This is a genomic window from Geitlerinema sp. PCC 9228 (genome assembly GCF_001870905.1).
Lineage (GTDB): Bacteria > Cyanobacteriota > Cyanobacteriia > Cyanobacteriales > PCC-9228 > PCC-9228.
In genome coordinates, this window is sequence record NZ_LNDC01000035.1 from 1 (window position 1) to 17775 (window position 17775).

Genomic DNA, 17775 nt, shown 5'->3' on the forward strand with positions numbered 1-17775 from the left:
CCTCTCCCACTCCTCCCCCTCTCCCACTCCTCCCCCTCCTCCCACTCCTCCCCCTCTCCCCCTCCTCCCAAACCCTCTAGACAAACGAAACATCTAATAGTATCCTACCGTCAGTATTTCTTGGCCTTTATCTTCAACACCACCACTAGGGAGCGGTATGCAAGCGACGAACCAGCAGCCAAAGCAGGCACAAGACCTCCAACAGCAGGCAGAGGCAAAATTGTCCCAGGGCGCGGCGAATGAGGCAATTTCCCTGTGCCAGCAAGCGTTGGAAATGGAACCCCATTCGGGGATGGCTTGCAAGACGTTGGGGAATGCCATGCAGCGGCTGGGTCGCACAGAAGAGGCGAAGCAATGGTACGAGAAGGCAGTGGCAGTAGAGCCAGAGTTGGCGGCGGGTCATGCGAATTTGGGTAGTTGGTACGCCCAGCAGGGGCAGTGGCAGCAGGCGGTGGCTTCCTACCAGCGCGCGGTAGAGCTACAGCCGGATTTGGCGGGGGTACATCGGAATTTGGCCAAGGTTTGGCAGCAGTTGGGTGAGGAAGAAAAAGCATTGACAGCGCGGTTGCAGGCGGCGGCGTTGGAACCGGAAAAGGCAGGCAGTGCGGAACATGTGGCGTTGGGCGATGCTATGGTACAGCGGCAGCGGTGGTCGGAGGCTGTTGCGTGTTACCGGCGGGCGCTACCAGAACCTGTAGGGGTAAGCCCCCGTGCTTACCCCCATCCCGATATCTATCGCAAGTTAGCCTATGCTTTGCAGCAGGGGGGACACAAGCAAGAGGCTGTGAAGGTTTGGCAGCAGATTTATCAAATTACGGGCGAGCAAAGTCAGAAAAACGGGCAGCAGAATGGTACGGCGCGTCAGAAACAAAAGCCTCAAGGAACGGCGGAAGATTATTTACAGCGGGCGGAAGCTGGATTGAAACAGCGGCAGTGGGATACGGTGGTGTCGTTGTGCCAGCAGGCGTTGCGGTTGAACCCGAATTTGGCTTTGGCATACAAAGTTCAGGGAAATGCGTTGCAGGCTTTGGGCGAAGTGGAGGCGGCGCGGCGCTGTTTTGTAAAAGCGATCGCGTTGGACCCGCAGCTGGCGGCGGCGTATGCGAATTTGGGAAGTTTGTATGCCCAGCAGCAGCGGTTGGAGAAGGCGGCGCAGTGCTACCAGCAGGCGATTCAGCTACAGCCGGATTTTGCGGGGGCGTACCGCAATTTGGCGCGGGTTTGGAATCAGTTGGGTCGCGAGGATGAAGCGATTCAGTGTTGGGAAATGTCGCTGACGTTGGAACCGGAGAAGGCGACGCCGGAAGCGTTGGTGCAGGTGGGGAATCGGTTGTTAAGCCAGAATTTGGACCGGGCGTTGGCTTGCTACCAGCGGGCGTTGCGGTTGAACGATCGCTATGCGCCGGCGTACCAGCAGTGCGGCACGGTGTATGCGCGGCAGGGCAAGTTGCAGGAGGCTTCCCAGGCGTACCAGCAGGCGTTGCGGTTGGATGGCAAGTTGGTGGATGCGTACCACGGTTTGGGTCGCGTGTGTGTGGCGGCGGGGCAGCTACAGGATGCGGCGAGTTGTTTTCAGGAGGCGCTTCGGCTGGGTTCGGCGCAAGCGGCGAGTGAGCTTTATGAGGAGTTGGGTGATGTGTTGGCGCGGTTGGGGCAGGTAGATAAGGCGTTGCAGTGCTACCAGCAGTCGGGGTCTCAGTCGCAGCGGTGGCAGGCACGGCAGCGGATGGGGGATATTTATCGGGAACAAGGTCGCTTGCAGGAGGCGGCGGATGCGTATCGCGAGGCGGTGCGATTGAATCCGGAGCATTTTTGGTCGTATCATTTTCTGGGGGATGTACTCAGCGGTTTGGAATGCTGGGAGGAGGCGGTGCAGGCGTATCGGGAAGCGGTGCGGTTGGAGCCGGAGCATTCTTGGTCGCACAACAGTATGGGGGATGCGCTGTTGCATCTGGAACGCTGGGAAGAGGCGGTGGATGCTTATCGGGAAGCGATTCGGCTGCATGGGGAGTTTTCTTGGTCGCACAATAGTTTGGGCGATGCGTTGTTGCGGTTGGAACGTTGGCAGGAGGCGGTGGATGCCTATCGGGAGGCGATTCGGTTGAATCCGGAGTTTTCTTGGTCGTACAGCAATTTGGGTAATGCGTTGCGGCAGTTGGAACGTTGGCAGGAGGCGGTGGATGCTTATCGGCAGGCGACGCGGTTGAATCCGGATTTTCCTTGGTCGTGGTTTTATTTGGGGGAAGGTTTGGTGCGGTTGGAACGCTGGCACGAGGCGGTGGAGGCGTTGCAGCAGGCGGTGAGGTTACAGGAAGATTTGCCGGGGGTGGATGAGTGGCTGGCGGATGCGTTGCGGATGCGGGCGAAGATAGATTTGCAGGAGGCTGTGGGGTATTACCGTCGGGCGATTTCGGCGAATCCGGATAAGGAAAAGTTGTATCACAAGGCGTTGGATGCGAAGCTGGATGATGCGGATTTGTATTTGCAGTTGGGAAATGTGCTGTCGCGGCAGGGTAGATGGGATAGGGCTATTGCTTTTTATCAGATGGCGTTGCAGTTTGACCCGGAGAATGCGGAGGCTAGCCATCAGTTAGGTCAGGCATACGAAAAAAAAATCTAATGTCTGAGGCGTTGGTTTGTTACCGTCAGGCGGTGGAAATGGTGCCGGATTGTGCGGAGTACCAATTGGGATTGGCGGGAGTTTTGGAAAGAATTGGTAAGTTGGAGGAAGCGATAGCAGCATACCGTCGGGTGGTGGCGTTACAAGCAGACAATAGCATGGCGTATGGAAAGTTGGGGTGGTTGCTGTCGCAGCGGGAAGAATGGCAAGAAGCGGCTGTCTATTTGCAAAAGGCGGTCGATGTGAATCCGGCTATGCCTTTGGGAATTTATGAGGCATGGGGAAAGGCTATTGCTGCTAGTTCCCAATCGTGAAATCGAGCCATTCTATAGATTTAGCTTAGGTTCAGGGTTCTGGTTACAAGTTGTTGAAATTCTGGGGAAATATTGGTGGCATCCCAGTCGTTGTGAGTATGGCAGGGAAGCGTTTGCAACCAATGCCAGGTATGGTTTTTACTGCTGTTTGGCATGGTTTGGTTGGCTAGGTGTAGGTAGTGCTGGCATTTTTGGTGAAAACCGTCGCGATGGAAAAGCCAGGCAAGCCAGAGGTAGGTATTGTAGTAGGCACGGTTTCGGAAGTGTTGTACCCAGGTGGGCAGGTTTTCTCGTTGAAAGAAGTATTGCAGGAGTTGTTCGGCTTCTGTTGCTGTTTGCAGGTTGTTGGGTGTTGGTTGGCGGGAAATTTGGTAGTTGGGAGATGCCAAGCAAGTACCGACGGCACCTCGTAGGAGGGAATAGAGAATGAGATCGATAATTGCAGCTTGAGGGGGAAGTTGGGGATGGAAGCCGCCGCAAAATTGCAGCCACTGGCGGCGAAAGGTGACGGCACTGAGGTGGAAGGTGTGCCAGATGTGGGGTAGCATCCAGATGTGAATGCTTTGCCATCGTTCCCATTCGTTGAGGCGACTCCAGAGAATTTTTTGGGGGTTGGTGGCAGTTGTTGTGGTTTCGGTGGCGATTTGCCAGTTGCTAACGGCGAATTCTAGAGAAGCGGCGCGGCTTTGGAAGCAGTTGACCAGTTGTTCGATAGTATGGGGAAATAGTTGGGTTTCTGGGGTGAGAAAGAGAACCAGTTCGCCGCGTGCGGATTCTAAGCCTTGGTTGCAGGCGGCGGTGAAGGTGTGTTGGGGATGGTGCAGGTGGCGGATGGGGAGGTTGGTTTCTGGTGGATGTTGTGGGGAAGGGTTGGTGTCTACGAGGAGAAGTTCCCAATCGCTGTTGGTTTGTTGCTGGAGATGGTTGAGGTTTGGGGTGGTGTTTTGGGTCGGTAAAATCAGACTGATGGTGGGGGTAGGTTCGGAGGTGGCGGGGATGAGGTAGTGGGTGGCATCGGCTGTGGTTTTGAAGGTATCGGTCATTTGACCGCTGTGGAAGTTTTGCTGGGCTTCGCTGCCGTAGTAGGCTTCCTGTTTGCCGCCTGGGAGGTGGCTGTAGCCGTGGTTGTGGTGGATGGCGGTGATTTGCCAAGAAGCGTCAATGACGGGGTATCCTTGGTTTAGGGCGGTTGCTACCATCCAGTTATCCCAGCCGCCGCGACCAACGGCAAATTCGGGAATTTGGGAAAATAGGGGTTTGGGAAAGACAAAGTAATCTATGCCGTAGACGTTGTAGAGGATGCCTTGTTGGTGGCGTTGGTGGCGCAGGTGTTGTTGCCAGTGGGGATTGGAAAAGTCGATGGGGGTGGTGATGTCGAGGTTCCAACGACGACCGAGAAGGAGAAATTTTGGGTATTGGGCGGCAATTTGTTGGATGGTGGGAAGGAAGTCGTCGAGGAGGATAATGTCGGCGTTGATGTAGGCGAGGATGGGATGGGTTGCAAGTTGGTGGGCTTGGGTGAAAATATGGTTGAGAAGGGGGGTGCCGGTGGCGTTGCGTTGGATGTAGGGAATGTGGCGTAGGTGGAGGTTTTGGGTGAGTTCGGCGGTTCCGGATTCGTCGCCAAATAGGAGTATTTCTGGTTGGGGATGTAGGTGTTTCCAGCTTTGGATGGCGTTGTTTTGGATGGTGGCTATGGTATGGTAGAAGGGTTTGGGGATAGTGAAGAGGGTGAGAGGTTGGGTAGAGTTGACGTGGGAATGGGTAGGAAATGGTTGGGAAAATGAATTCATTAGTTTATACCGTTGTGTATTGACTGGTTTGGACTTTTTGTTCTATATTTACATTGAATATAAACTATTGTATTTCCAGTCCTACTTAAAATTTATATACTATGCCATCTAGTGATTTTCGTCGAGCCAACCAATTAGTACGGGAGAATAGATTAGAAGAGGCAGTTGCTGCTTATCGAAGCGCGATCGCTAGTAATCCTAATATATACGTTTATTATCAAAATTTAGGTGAAGCATTAGAAAAATTAGGATACCTTGAGGAAGCGACTAAAGCTTATCGTCAAGTTGTAAGTTTACATCCACAATTTCCGGGAGGGCAGGAAAAAATAAGAAATCTTCTACAAAGGTTGGAAAAAACCAAGGAATCGAAACAATTAGTATATCAAGTATCTAATAAAGACAATAAAACATATAGTCAAAGTAAAGAACCTACACAGCCTGAAAATAACTCGTCGAAACATAATAATTTGCCTACAGATGTAAACGTTAATTCAAAAAAAGTCCAGAATCTCGAGGAGCCATTAGAAGCTTACTATAAATCTCTAAAAACTAATCCAAAGTCTGGGTATCTATACTTACAGTTAGCAAAAGCTTTAGCTAGAAGAAATAAATTAGCTGAAGCTATTGTTTTTTATAAGATAGTTCTCAAAATACAGCCAGATTCGGGTAATGCAGCTGATGCATACGAAGAATGGAAAAAATGTATCTTCAAGCTTGAAAAGGGTTAAGTTAAGAATATTTTTATTTTTACTGGTATTATTGATGTAGCAAGCTAGCAAGTAAAGATGTCCAATTGTTGCATTGAAACCATTTTATGCCTGCTATAATTGCATTCTTCTTATAATAAGGATAATGTTTTGATATTTGATTTATAGCCTCTACGAACGAATTCGGATCGTTTTGGTCAACTACAATACCACAATCTAATTCTTCAATTCTATTTCCCATCCAAGTATTTTTAGATGATACAACTGGTTTTCCGAGATACAAAGAATCTATAAACAAACCAGATGTCCTTTTTGAGAAAGCTTCTTTAGCATACGGCAAAACTACAATATCTGAAAAGCTTAATATTTTAAAGAAATCCCTTGATGGCAAACCATCTTCAAAAAAATTGACTATGCTTTTTATTTTTTCTAATTCTTGATTCACATCTTCATTATCAAAAGTTTTTTTCATGAAAATTTGATAATGACTTTCTTCTTTTTTTGAATTTATTTCAGCTATAATTTTGATGATTTCTATAGAAACCAAATACCCTTTACTAGTTTTATTTTTTGTTCCTCCCAAGTTACCAGGAAACAAAATTGTGTTGCCTTGGGAAAAGTTAGGGAGTTTTACTTGATTAAATTGCTTTATTTTCAAGTTCATAAAATCTTGATCGGAAACAAGTACACTAGGGTGCGGTGCAACTTCTAATTTGATATCAAACATTCGTTCAATATCTTCTTGTAATTCCTCTGTTGGAACAGTTGCATGAATTTTTGAAGAATTATAAATGAATTTTAGAAATGTCGTCCATCTTTTTTTAAATTCAGGAGAACTTAAATTTTTAAAAGGTAACCAAAATAAATTAACATGTAATACTACATTTTCGTATTTCAATGCTAATTGACTTAGTATTTCTGTATGATTAAGACTTCCTGTATACATGTAAAGGATATTAGTAGTATTACCAATAGTTTCCAAAATTTCCTGAAGAGCATACTCAATTTCTTTACGAAATTGTTTTAATACTGATTCTTTAGGTCCGTAAATTCCTTGATTGCCAATCATCCATGAATGCTCTTTAAAGGTAGGTCTGAATTGATGATTTTGTTGTAAAAAATCTTTGGGTGTTTCTTTCCAGCATAGAGAGTAGAAAGGTATACCAAAGTAATTACAAGCTTCTCTCAGATTTAGGTCATAACCTAAAAAATGACCCGATAAATTTCTTGTATCTGGATTAATTGATATAAAATTCATATCCACCATTGAAAATTGTATGCATTAAGTAAACTTCAATTAATTGTATTTTTATGCTTTATTTTTTATTTCATTGTGATAGTTTAAGAAAAAGATAATCAATAATTTGTTCCCATTCCTTTGAATTGCTTAAATGTTCAATATCAAAAGCTTTGCTACTATGTTCAGAAAATTGATTGAAACTTTCTATCCAGTTGACGACAGTTTCTATTTCCAAATAAGGCGTACAATCTAATGATTTTTGTAAAAACTTCTGCATTTCTAGTAAATTATTTTTTTCATACATTGACCAAGCTGCTTTGACAAGCTCATAATATGTTTGATTATTATTCTTTAAACTATAGCAGTTAGTTTTATCAGAAGAAAAGTATTCATGAAATACTTCTTTATAATGTTTTTTGGGAAACACCTGGCAATGTCCATCTAAAGTAGCATCTATAATTGTCCGTCCCTCTGCCTTAAACTTTTCATTAGCAATTTGATAATGTTTTTCTGATGTTTCTAGATCGGGAAGATGCCACTTGGTGCCTTTCCCAAAATAGTTAGGATGAAAATGGTTGGGATCTTCACCTTGCGATACAACTTCTTTATGAGGCTGCCCTTTAGTAACAAAGTTGTGGTCAACTCCAATTAATACAACAGTATCAAAACCCATATAATAAGCTAACTGCATGGCTACGTATGTTACTGTACTTCCCTCATTTATACCTTCTAAAGGGTTACTACTAAAGGGTTCTCCATGATAAGGAAGAGTTTTAATAAACATAATATCTTCTTGGTTAGGAATATATGGAATTCCTTTGTTGCTTATAAACTTAGGACATGGTATATTCAGTATTTCTTCTACACTTTGTTCTATTACTAGCTTATTAACTGTTACATAATAAGTAGGTGTAAATCCCCATTTTTCAAAACCTAAATATATCCTATTCGTTCCAAAACAAGTTTCATTTTTCAGGAAAGATAAATCCATTTTATTTAGACTAGGGCCGTTACCTATTATTACACAACGTTCACCTTTATGTATATCTTTAAATTGCTTTAATTTTCTTTGAGAATTTAATAGAATTGGTCGAGCACTTACATTGTTTAACAAAGTTTTTGCGGTTTCATAATCAGGTTTAATTTGAAGAGCTTTACGATAAAGTTTTATTGATTCCTCATGTTGCTCTTGATATTCCAAAACTTGTCCTAAACCTCGATACGGCCAAGGTTTTTCAGGGTTTAATTGTATAGCTTTATTATAATACTCTTTGGCATTTTCTAAATGTCTTTGATTCAAAAGAAGATCGCCAATTTTATGAAGTAAACTTGAATTGGTTTTGATTTGCAAAGCATTTTTATAGTAGGATAAAGCTTGAGTTTTCTCACCTTTTTTGTTTGATTCATCCCCTAATTCAGTTAAATAATTACCCAAAAGTTTAGAAAACTCATTTACTCTATCGTTGCGAACAAAAATAAGATTTCCCCAAGCTGGTTGGTTATCTAAAGGATAAGGTAAACATCGCAGAAAATTATGAGCTTTTGTTTTCTGACCTTTTCGTCCATATTCTTGAATAGGTCCCCATTCCGAAACAAAAACTTTGTATCCCCTATCTTGCATATAACTGGCTACATCATGATAGGTATAACCAAAATTTTGCTGAGACCGCTCGTCAGCAAATTCACACATAACAACTTCAGGTTTATTTTTATTAAAGTCAAAACCTTGTAGTACTAAAAAATCAGCACCTTCAACATCTATTTTTAAAAAAGATATATAGTTAACATTAAAATTAATTAAGGTATTGTCTAATCTAATCGTCTCTACTTCCATAGCTGGTTTATGAGTAGAGTGAAAAGGTTTTAAGGAATGAATTCCCCAATGTTCGGAACTCACATAAAATGGTACTAACTGGCCTTCTACGTTTGACACAGCTTTAGGGAAAATAGTAACTTCTTGAAACTGACTTAGATTATTCTTTAGATCTTCTAAATTTTCTGGTTCTGGTTCAAAAGCAATAACACGCCATCCTTTTTGGGCAAATTTTTTTGATACGGAACCTACATGAGCCCCTACATCAATGATTGTTTTTTTGTCGTTTTTAACTTCTAGAAAGGGAAAACGAAGTAATAGTTCTAATTCGGAAAAAGGCATAGTTATATTATTGGTTGATGTTTGCTTGTGGTTTTCTTTTTGACCCTTGGCAGTAATGGTATTGGCTTGGTCGCTTTTGTTTTCTGCTACTGTCTTAAGAATTTCATAGAAGTGTTGTCGAATTTTACTTGAGGAATGTTTTTCAAATACAAAATTGCGTGCTTTTTGTCCTAGATTTTTACGGAATTCTGAATCTTTAATAAGTTGTTGAATAGCAACCCGTAGCTTTTCAAAATCGCGCTCTGTCACTACATTAACTGAATGAGTAGATACAGCATAGTCTACTGTTGCTATTTCTCTAGGTCCATAAACTAATACCGGTACACCAGATGCCATACATTCCGGCAATTTATTAGCAACTGAATATCGAACATAGTTGATACTTTTTTGATCGAAATTATATGCAACTATTAAAGTATTAGATGTCATTAGAAGACTACGATATCCTGCCTGAGAAAAATTACTTTCATTTATGCTTACATAAGGTACATTATAAAATGCTTGAATTGCTTTGTTTTTCCAAAGTGACCACGTATAAATTTCGAGTTTCACAGGTAAATACTCATTTATTTCCCCTAATACTTGAACGATATCACGTATACTTGAAAAGTTCATATCATCAGCTAAAGCTCCTACATATCGTATTATGAAAGGATCGCTAGACATAGGCTCTTTAAAGCAACTCTTTTGTTTTTCGAATTCCCAATCTCTTCGATTAACACAATTCGCTATAGGAACAAAATTGGCTCCGTAGCGTTTTTGAAACGCTTTAGACATGTGCTTGCTTATAGAAAGCCTTACCGCAGATTGTTTTAATAAAGATCTCAGGGAATCATCTATCTGAGAATATAAGTTGGGTTTTTCACTTCGCAGACGATTGGGCCAATCATCTACAATATGGGTTACTAGAGGTTTTCCTAGCTGCTCGATTAATTTATAAGCAAAATTATAAAAGTTAATATTATCGACAGCTATACGGTAATAAATCAGATCTGGGTTAAAATCTTTACATTCTAGAATGATACTTTCTTCATCAAAACATTCATTATTGGTTTTCTTTAACGATAATATGCGAAATTTAGTATCCTGAGGTCCATCACAATAAATTTGCATCCATAAATGACTAGGCCAATCAGCAAATAAATTTTTCTTCATTTGACCTGTTGCTGAAATAGACCCTGTTTTGATCCAGTCTATGATTAAAATACGTGGAAAGTTGCTTGTTTGTTTCATAAAAGCTTTCTTCATAAAAGTTTCCTTACAACTTTTTTTTCTTGGCTTCTTGATTCATTCTGTACTTAACCTTGCCATTGCCCCACCATCAACAACAACAGATTGACCAGTAATAAACCCCGATTGCTTCCCATTAACCATGAAATATATAGTTTCTCCAATTTCTCCTGGATCACCTACTCTACCCATCAAATGGCGCTCCCCTATTTTTTTAATTAAAACATCTAAATTATTTTCCTGTAAAGACCCTCTGCCTAAACCAGCACGTAACATTTCCGTATTCACAGCTCCTGGCAAAACTGCGTTAACCCGTACTGCTGGTGCCAATTCAATTGCCAAACTCCGCGTTAGCGCCAACATAGCTCCTTTACTAGCAGCATACGCACCAATATTAGCAGAAGTGGCTACTGCATGAACCGAACTAACATTCACAATGGCTCCCTCCGCTGCTTGTAACAACGAATACATCTGACGAACTCCCAAATAGGCAGAACGCACATTAACTGCCATGACACTATCCCATTCTTCTGGAGTTGTTTCCACCAAAGGCTTGCAAATTTGAATCGCCGCATTGTTCACTAATCCATCCAACCTTCCCACTTTTTGGTTGACCTCCTCATAAATTTGCTGCCAGCCTGCTTCTTGAGAAACATCTGACTGTACAAACCAATCCACATTCGAGCTTTCTGACCCTAAAGACTGCTTGTCCACCCCAACCACCTGCCAACCTTCTCTACGAAACACCTTTGCCGTCGCCGATCCAATACCACCAGCAACACCAGTAATCAAAACCGTAGAACTCATACCTTTTCTCCTTTCAAAGTCTTTAGGCAATTCTGAATCGCCATTTATTTATCCGCAGTATAGCTTTCTTGGTGTTGAAGCTATTTTGGGCGCTAACTTGATGCACTATCCGAGTAGAATCTAATTCCCGCTCAATTTTTAGTTATTTGCTCTTAAGCTTGAGTCTAATTTTGCTTTCCTCTATATTGATTTTGATTGACTCTATTTACATTCTTTTATCCTTTATAGATTCCCTAGAGTAGCGTTGGCTAGAAGTTCTCCAAGTCTTATCGAATCCAGCAGATTCTCCAAGACTACCTAAAAATTGAATTTCTGAGACAGTTCTAATGATATAATATAGAAAAACTTATTAAGATAATACTTGTGAATAGCAATAAGGTCTGTCTGAAGAAAATTTATTTTTAATTTTCTCCGAAAATCAGAAGATTGCAAATTAGCATGAAAGCCATGATATTTAGCTTTCCTTGCAATCACCCCATTAGAAAGAGTTACCTGTTTTAAGTTGCTAAATCCTGACTTCAAGAGTTCTGTATCTTGAGCTTCAGACACCAAAAGATATTCTGTATCAAAACATACATACTTATAATCTTTTAAAATTTGCATCAACTTAGGTTGAAATGAAAATTCGATAAACATCATATCTATACCTTGTTCAAGAGCATGTGAAGCGCCCTTTAACACAAGAGGCTCAGCACCTTGAACATCCATCTTGAAAAAATTAACATTTCTATTTTGAATTTCTTCGTCAAGGGGAACACATTCTACATCTATTATTTGCTGAGAGCGATCGCTTTTACCGAAAAAAGTTCCTACTGATGAATAACCTAGCATGTTTTTTGCAAACGAAGAATTATTAGAATCAACAACTGAATTAATATAGAATTTTCTTGTTTCTAATTTATCAGATAGAGCTCTTTTGCAGATTTTGGCACCTTCATATTTTTTTAACCTATTTTCCAAGTAAACCCAGTTACCAGGAAAAGGTTCATATGCATACACTTCTGTCGCAGGATTTATATCAAAAATTTTACTTGAAAACAATCCTGCAGCTGCCCCTGCATCAACACAAAAATTTAAATCTCCAAAAATCTTTTGTCTTCGCTCTAAAATTGTAAATATGTCTATATCCATTAGTTGGATAACATTATTAATCATTTCCCAGTTCCTCCTTAACTTGATAATCCTTGTAATAAGTTATCAATCGCCATTTCATTTACCCGCAATACAGCTTCCCTGGTGTTGGAACTGTTGTGGGTGCCAAGAATACAGCTGTCAAAACTGCGAAGGGGACTTTCTGAAGGCAAAGGTTCTTCCTCAAATACATCCAAAGCTGCTCCCCCTACTTTACCAGAATCGAGAGCTTCTACTAAAGCCCGTTCGTCAATTAAAGCGCCTCTAGCCGTATTAATAATTTGTACCCCTGCCTTCATTAGCTCGAATTGCCGACGAGATAGCATGTGCTGGTTGTCTGCTGTTAAATTGCAATTAAGGCTGATAAAATCTGCTGACTGCAACAGTTCTTCCAGCTCTACGGCTTTCATCCCCGTTTCGTTCGTAAACGCCTGCGATACAGGCATCACATCATATCCAACAACAGACATTCCCAACATAACGCCGCGACGTACCACTGCACGACCAATACTGCCAATCCCGACCACCCCTAACGTTTTCCCTTGCAAAGATTGCCCTTGGATTTGCTGCCATTCTCCACGACGAACTGCACGATCCAACTGGTGTAGCTTGCGTGAGAGCATTACCAAATACCCGACCACCACATCCGCAACCTCATTTGGAAACACATCTGGGGTATTTTTCACTTGAATACCCAGTTTTCGCGCTGCCTCTTGGTCGATTGCATCCATGCCAATCCCCCATTTGGCAACAATTTTCAGTCGCTTGCCATTTTCCAATACCTTAGCTGTAAACGGGTCGTCGCCGGCAATTACCCCGTCAAATCGCTCAATAATTTCCAGCAGTTCGGATTCGCTCAACTGCTGTACCACTGGGGGAACTTCTACTTCTACTCCCTGTTGTGCCAATCGCTCTCGGTACAAATCAATTGTTTTCTGTAAATGGGGGCAAGTTACCAAAACTTTCCACGTCATGCAGCTTTCTCCCGCTTCTCGTATAAAAATTCTGCTAGCTGGAAATCTAGCTCTTCATCAATATCCACCGCTTCGATACGATCGATTTCAAATAGAAAAGGGCGATCGCCAATCCGATTGTGTTTTGATTCTAGAATATTCCGCGTAAAAATATACAGACAGGAATTTTCCTCATAAATAGGGGGTAAATCCTGGGTTCGCAATAAAATATTGGGATTGTGATTGACTGCTCTCGCCAAGCCATCCCAAAGGCGCGTTTGCCAGCGCGTCACCCCAAATAGAGAATCGTACATGGGATAGCTATCCAAAAACGTTTCTACTGCTTGCTGAATCGTTGGCGATCGCAGTAAAGGATTGGTACTATGGGTTTGCAAGTAGTAATCTGCTTCCACTTGCTTGACATCGTTCAGCAAAACATCATTCATCGGTACCGTACCGGCGCGTAAATGTTCCGGACGCTCTAGCAGCTTTACTTCCGGAAAGTGTTTGCTAGCATCTTCAAAAATGACCGGACTATCGGTATCGATAACTACCTCATCAATAAGCGAACAATCCAGCAAACTGCGAACAATACGGTGGTATAGGGGAACCCCAGCAAAATCTCGATAATTTTTCCCCGGTACTCGTTCGCTACTGTGGCGCATAGGTACCAAAGCCGCAATCTTTGCCATCAACCAACTCACTCCTCAATTGGAACCAAAATTGCCCTTGCCGGTGCGCCGTCGGCACCAACCAGTTTTAGAGGCAAGCAACTTAAATGATACATTCCCGCTGGCACTTGGGAAAGGTTTAATCCTTCCACAATGACAACCTCTGCTTCCAACAAGATTTCATGGGTTAAAGGACTATCGTGAAAACGCTGTACCGATAAGTAATCAACTCCAATCAAGCGAATGCCACGATCCACAACCCACTGTGCTGCATCCGCCGTCAAAGCCACGTAATCCTGTTGAAATTCCGTTACCTGTTGTTCCCAAAGTTGGGAATTGCGAGTATGCAGCAACAAACGCTGGGTATCTTTTGGCAAATCTAAAGCTGCCAAATCATCAGCCGTTATTTCCTTAACCTCTGGCAATTCCGCTACTACCGTCTTTCCTACCAAAACCTCTAACGAGAGTTGTTCTACCGTACGGCCATTAGCAAGGAAATGCCAAGGTGCATCCACATGAGTTCCTACGTGAACGTCAGTATTTAACTGAGAGACATTCGCCTTCTCGCCAGCATCTAACCGCAAAGTTGGTTCTAGGCGAAATCCACGACTATCCGGCCATGTGGGAATTTGCTGTTGCAAAGCTACCGAAATATCAATGATGTTGCTCAAGTTCCTTCTCCTTAGGTAGGCTGGCATAATCAATAGCTCGCTCCGATTTTACCTTAGGAGACTGGGCATCGGAACGTCTAAATCCTTTGGGATAGTAAAAAGTGCGTTTCAACTCGCTGCTCACCGTTCCGTGTTGCAGGAAACCGCGATATGTTCCCCAAAATTGCATGAAGCGAAACACGAAAATATCCCCAACATTGCTCCAGAATACGCCATCGTGCCAAGCATGGAACCAATCGCTGAAGGTATTTCCCACAAACAGACGTACAAAATCCCACCAATGAAACTGTTCTTGGGGGAAGATGCGTTTTAAAGCGATGGCTTCCCGGCGATAGCGATTGTAGATTTTCTTGGGAGTTTCATGGTGAACGTGGACAATCTCGGCAGTAGCTGAGTATACTACCTTGTAGCCTAGCGTCTGAACGCGCCTAGCCCAGTCTAAATCTTCTAAGCCAGTTAACTCCTCATTATAGGGAACCTGCTGCCACAACGACCGCCGGATAGCTGCGTTGGCATTGTTACAAAAAGGGTGCTGCTGCTGCCAGCTAGACTCTTCAGGGAACCAACTTGCAAATACCTGGTGCTCCGAATATTTGGTGATTTCATTGCCTCTTTGCTTGCCGTATACTAAAGCTACTTGCGGATCGTCAAAGGGAAGCAATAAATGTTCCAGCCAGTCCTTGTAAACGGGATATACGTGGGCGCTAGCAACAATAATAAACTCGCCACTGGCTGCTTGGCATCCCCGATTCAAAGCTCTACCAAAGGAAAACTCCTCTGGCTGTATGGATACAATCTTGACGGGATATCGGGAAGCTATGGATAGCGTTGCATCTGTAGAGCCAGAATCTACTACAATGGTTTCGATATCCTTAACCGTTTGCTGCATGATGCCGCTTAACAGCTTGCCAATGTGTTCTTCTTCATTGAAGCAACGAACGATAATAGAACATGTATTCATGTGAAAAATCCCAAAAATAACTAGCTTGCAAAGATTCCAGCTCAAGCAAGGTTGGTTCCAAAATCCACATCGAGAATATTGAATTTAAGGAGTTCTTCAATCCGGGCCGTTTTCTTAATCCCCGAATAGTAACATAGGAACTCTCCCTTTTCAATACAACGTAAATACCTTGATTCAGGATATTTTGATGTCAATCACCATTGAAAAAACCATTCAAGCCATTCAAGATTCCGAACAGAACGGCTTGCTGTGCGATCGCGCAAAAGCAATTATTACTGGATACTCAGGAGATAAAATTGTAGGTTTGCTACAAAGATTTACATCTTTTTTCAGTCAAAATTACGGCAATTCCGAAGTTTGTTATTTAGAAGTAGGAGTTTTTAAGGGGATGACACTGCTATCAACAGCAGTTTCCTGTCCAAACTTTCCTTGTTATGGAATAGATAATTTTGCTTATTTTGATAAAGAAGGAAAGAATCTTTCTATTGTTATAGAACGCCAAAATCGATTAGGTGTTTGCAACGCTCATCTTATACAAGAAGACTATGAAGATGCTTTGCTGAACTTACCAGCAAGAATTGACTCCAAGAAAGTTGGCGTTTATTTCATTGATGGTCCCCATGATTATCGAAGTGAATTAATGTGTTTGGAAATGGGGCTTCCTTATTTGCACGAAAATGCACTAATTGTAGTTGACGATTGTAACTACAGACATATTAGACAAGCAGTCAACGATTTTTTAATAACACATCCAGAATATAAATTAATTTTTGAAGCTTATACAAAATGCCATCCCAATCATATGAATTCAGAAGAATACAAAGAGGCTGTAGAAGGCTGGTGGAATGGAGTCAATGTGTTAGTTAAAGATATACATAACGAAATAACTCCTATTTTTCCACCCACGGAGCGTAGCCGTTTATTGTATGAAAACGAGCATCAGATTCACCCTTTCTGTATAGCAGATATAGCTCCTGAAGGACTAAAATTATTATACTCTTTATACCAAGAAGATCGAAACAATCAATCTCTCGATCGAGCAAAATTAAATTCTTTCTTTAAAAAAATTGATGAACTCCATGCCAAATATCAAGAACAAGGCTATTTATTGAAAAAACAAATGAATACATTCAGTAAATATCTACCTAAATTAACGGTCAATCTTCCAGGTGATGATAAAATTCAAATTCTTCCTCAAAAAAATCGTTTGCAAATGGCTGTCGATTACTTTCAAACTGCTAAAAAATTGCAGCGTAAAAAGAGATTCCCAGAATCAATTTTCTTTTACAGAAAAGCTATCGAGCTACATTCACAGCTATCGTGGTTTCATAATTGTTTGGGAGAAACTTTAGCAGAAATAGGGGATTGGCAGGAAGCTATTTCTAGCTATTACCAAGCTATTTCACTTAATCCTAGAAATGCTTATTTTTACTACAACTTAGCAAAAGCCTTGTTGCACGAAAACCAAACCCAAAAGGCTATAGATTTTTACCAAAAGGCAATAGAAATTCAACCTAATCTACCCAAATTATGGGCTGAGTTAGGAAATGCTTGGAAGACACAACAAGAAATAGATAAAGCAATCTCGTGCTGGCAAAAAACTATTGAATTAAAGCCCGATTTTTTGTCAGCATACGTGAGTTTAATTGAAATTCTTATCCAACAACAAAAAAGACAGAGAGCAGAATACTATCTTCAACAAGCTTTTCAATTACTTCCTACTTCAGAACCTCTTCAAGTATTAAAAAGTCAACTATACGGATAGTAAATTTTCTGGTTTCCCTTTAGAAACGATGGTTGTTTGTATAATTTTTTTCCATTCTTCCGATTTTGTTAAAGTGCATGCGTTAAATTCCTGTCTTTGATTGCTAGCAAACTCAGCGAACTTCTCCAACCAATTAGAAATGGTTTCTGTTGGTGTGTATGGAGTATATTTCATTGCCTTTTGCAAGCATTCTACCATTTTTTCTCTCTTGCCAATTTGATAAGCATACCAGCCATCCCAAACGAACAGTTCGTACTGTGTTTGTCGGGAATTTTGCTGTTTCTGAGCTAGCTCTTCTTGCAACTTCAAGCGTTCTAATTGACCCTTAGTTTCGTAGAAATCGAAATAATACTGCTCCAGTTCCTCTTGTGTGTGATGGAGCATCAATAAGTAGCAATCGCGATCTTTTTCTGTTTGTTGGTTTTGCTGTTTGGATTGTTCCAACTGCTGTTGGGTTTGTTTGAGTTGTTCTTGCAGGCTGCCATATTGCTTTTGATTTTGTTGCAGTTGTAAAGACCATTCTTCCAGCTCTTCTTGAGTTTGATGGAGCTGCTGTTGTAGGGAGTCGCGTTCTGTTTCTAGTTGTTGGGACTGTTGCTGGGATTGCTGTAGTTGTTCTTGCAGGCGATCGCGTTCCGTTTCTAGTTGTTGGTACTGCTGCTGGGATTGCTGCAGTTGTTCTTGCAGGCGATCGCGTTCCGTTTCTAGTTGTTGGTACTGCTGCTGGGATTGCTGTAGTTGTTCTTGCAGGCGATCG

The 17775-nt window shown here is 42.0% G+C and carries 13 protein-coding genes and 1 pseudogene; 4 read left to right on the plus strand and 10 right to left on the minus strand.

What is annotated here, in order from left to right; translation table 11 throughout:
• Positions 1 to 157: 157 nt before the first annotated feature.
• Positions 158 to 2620: a tetratricopeptide repeat protein gene (locus tag AS151_RS02570; RefSeq protein ID WP_071515511.1), complete on the plus strand. Its 2463-nt coding sequence runs from the start codon at positions 158 to 160 to the stop codon at positions 2618 to 2620.
• The gene (locus AS151_RS02575; RefSeq protein WP_071515512.1) at positions 2620 to 2934 is read left to right on the plus strand and encodes a tetratricopeptide repeat protein; all 315 of its coding nucleotides are present in this window, start codon (positions 2620 to 2622) and stop codon (positions 2932 to 2934) included. The genes AS151_RS02570 and AS151_RS02575 overlap by 1 nt, the downstream gene beginning before the upstream one ends.
• A gap of 20 nt (positions 2935 to 2954) precedes the next feature.
• Here the strand turns inward: AS151_RS02575 and AS151_RS02580 are convergent, their stop codons facing one another.
• The gene (locus AS151_RS02580; RefSeq protein ID WP_071515513.1) at positions 2955 to 4727 is read right to left on the minus strand and encodes a glycosyltransferase; all 1773 of its coding nucleotides are present in this window, start codon (positions 4725 to 4727) and stop codon (positions 2955 to 2957) included.
• Positions 4728 to 4828: 101 nt separating this feature from the next.
• Between AS151_RS02580 and AS151_RS02585 the strand changes: the two genes are divergently transcribed.
• Positions 4829 to 5455 carry a tetratricopeptide repeat protein gene (locus AS151_RS02585; RefSeq protein ID WP_071515514.1) on the plus strand — a complete coding sequence of 209 codons (627 nt, stop codon included), beginning with the start codon at positions 4829 to 4831 and terminating at the stop codon, positions 5453 to 5455.
• 28 nt (positions 5456 to 5483) lie between these two features.
• Here the strand turns inward: AS151_RS02585 and AS151_RS02590 are convergent, their stop codons facing one another.
• From AS151_RS02590 to AS151_RS02625, 8 genes are all read right to left on the minus strand, one after another.
• On the minus strand, positions 5484 to 6701 hold the full coding sequence (locus AS151_RS02590; protein ID WP_071515515.1) for a glycosyltransferase: 1218 nt from the start codon (positions 6699 to 6701) through the stop codon (positions 5484 to 5486).
• Between the two features lie 61 nt (positions 6702 to 6762).
• Positions 6763 to 10077, minus strand: coding sequence for an FkbM family methyltransferase (locus tag AS151_RS02595; protein ID WP_071515516.1), 3315 nt, complete (start codon positions 10075 to 10077; stop codon positions 6763 to 6765).
• A gap of 39 nt (positions 10078 to 10116) precedes the next feature.
• A complete protein-coding gene (locus AS151_RS02600; protein ID WP_244532837.1) occupies positions 10117 to 10896 on the minus strand; it encodes an SDR family oxidoreductase in 780 nt (259 codons plus the stop codon).
• A gap of 267 nt (positions 10897 to 11163) precedes the next feature.
• On the minus strand, positions 11164 to 12021 hold the full coding sequence (locus tag AS151_RS02605) for an FkbM family methyltransferase (RefSeq protein ID WP_071515518.1): 858 nt from the start codon (positions 12019 to 12021) through the stop codon (positions 11164 to 11166).
• 14 nt (positions 12022 to 12035) lie between these two features.
• Positions 12036 to 12971 carry a phosphoglycerate dehydrogenase gene (locus AS151_RS02610; protein WP_071515519.1) on the minus strand — a complete coding sequence of 312 codons (936 nt, stop codon included), beginning with the start codon at positions 12969 to 12971 and terminating at the stop codon, positions 12036 to 12038.
• Positions 12968 to 13642, minus strand: a complete 675-nt coding sequence (locus tag AS151_RS02615; protein ID WP_071515523.1) for an acylneuraminate cytidylyltransferase family protein — start codon at positions 13640 to 13642, stop codon at positions 12968 to 12970. The genes AS151_RS02610 and AS151_RS02615 overlap by 4 nt, the downstream gene beginning before the upstream one ends.
• Before the next feature lie 8 nt (positions 13643 to 13650).
• The gene (locus AS151_RS02620; protein ID WP_139240462.1) at positions 13651 to 14292 is read right to left on the minus strand and encodes a cyclase family protein; all 642 of its coding nucleotides are present in this window, start codon (positions 14290 to 14292) and stop codon (positions 13651 to 13653) included.
• Positions 14276 to 15253 carry a glycosyltransferase gene (locus AS151_RS02625; RefSeq protein WP_071515521.1) on the minus strand — a complete coding sequence of 326 codons (978 nt, stop codon included), beginning with the start codon at positions 15251 to 15253 and terminating at the stop codon, positions 14276 to 14278. The genes AS151_RS02620 and AS151_RS02625 overlap by 17 nt, the downstream gene beginning before the upstream one ends.
• 169 nt (positions 15254 to 15422) lie before the next feature.
• On the opposite strand from AS151_RS02625, the gene AS151_RS02630 reads away from it, so the two are divergent.
• On the plus strand, positions 15423 to 17018 hold the full coding sequence (locus AS151_RS02630; protein WP_071515522.1) for a class I SAM-dependent methyltransferase: 1596 nt from the start codon (positions 15423 to 15425) through the stop codon (positions 17016 to 17018).
• On the opposite strand, the pseudogene AS151_RS21880 reads toward AS151_RS02630, so the two are convergent.
• Positions 17007 to 17775: pseudogene (locus tag AS151_RS21880) on the minus strand (hypothetical protein); the annotation flags it as partial. The gene AS151_RS02630 and the pseudogene AS151_RS21880 overlap by 12 nt on opposite strands.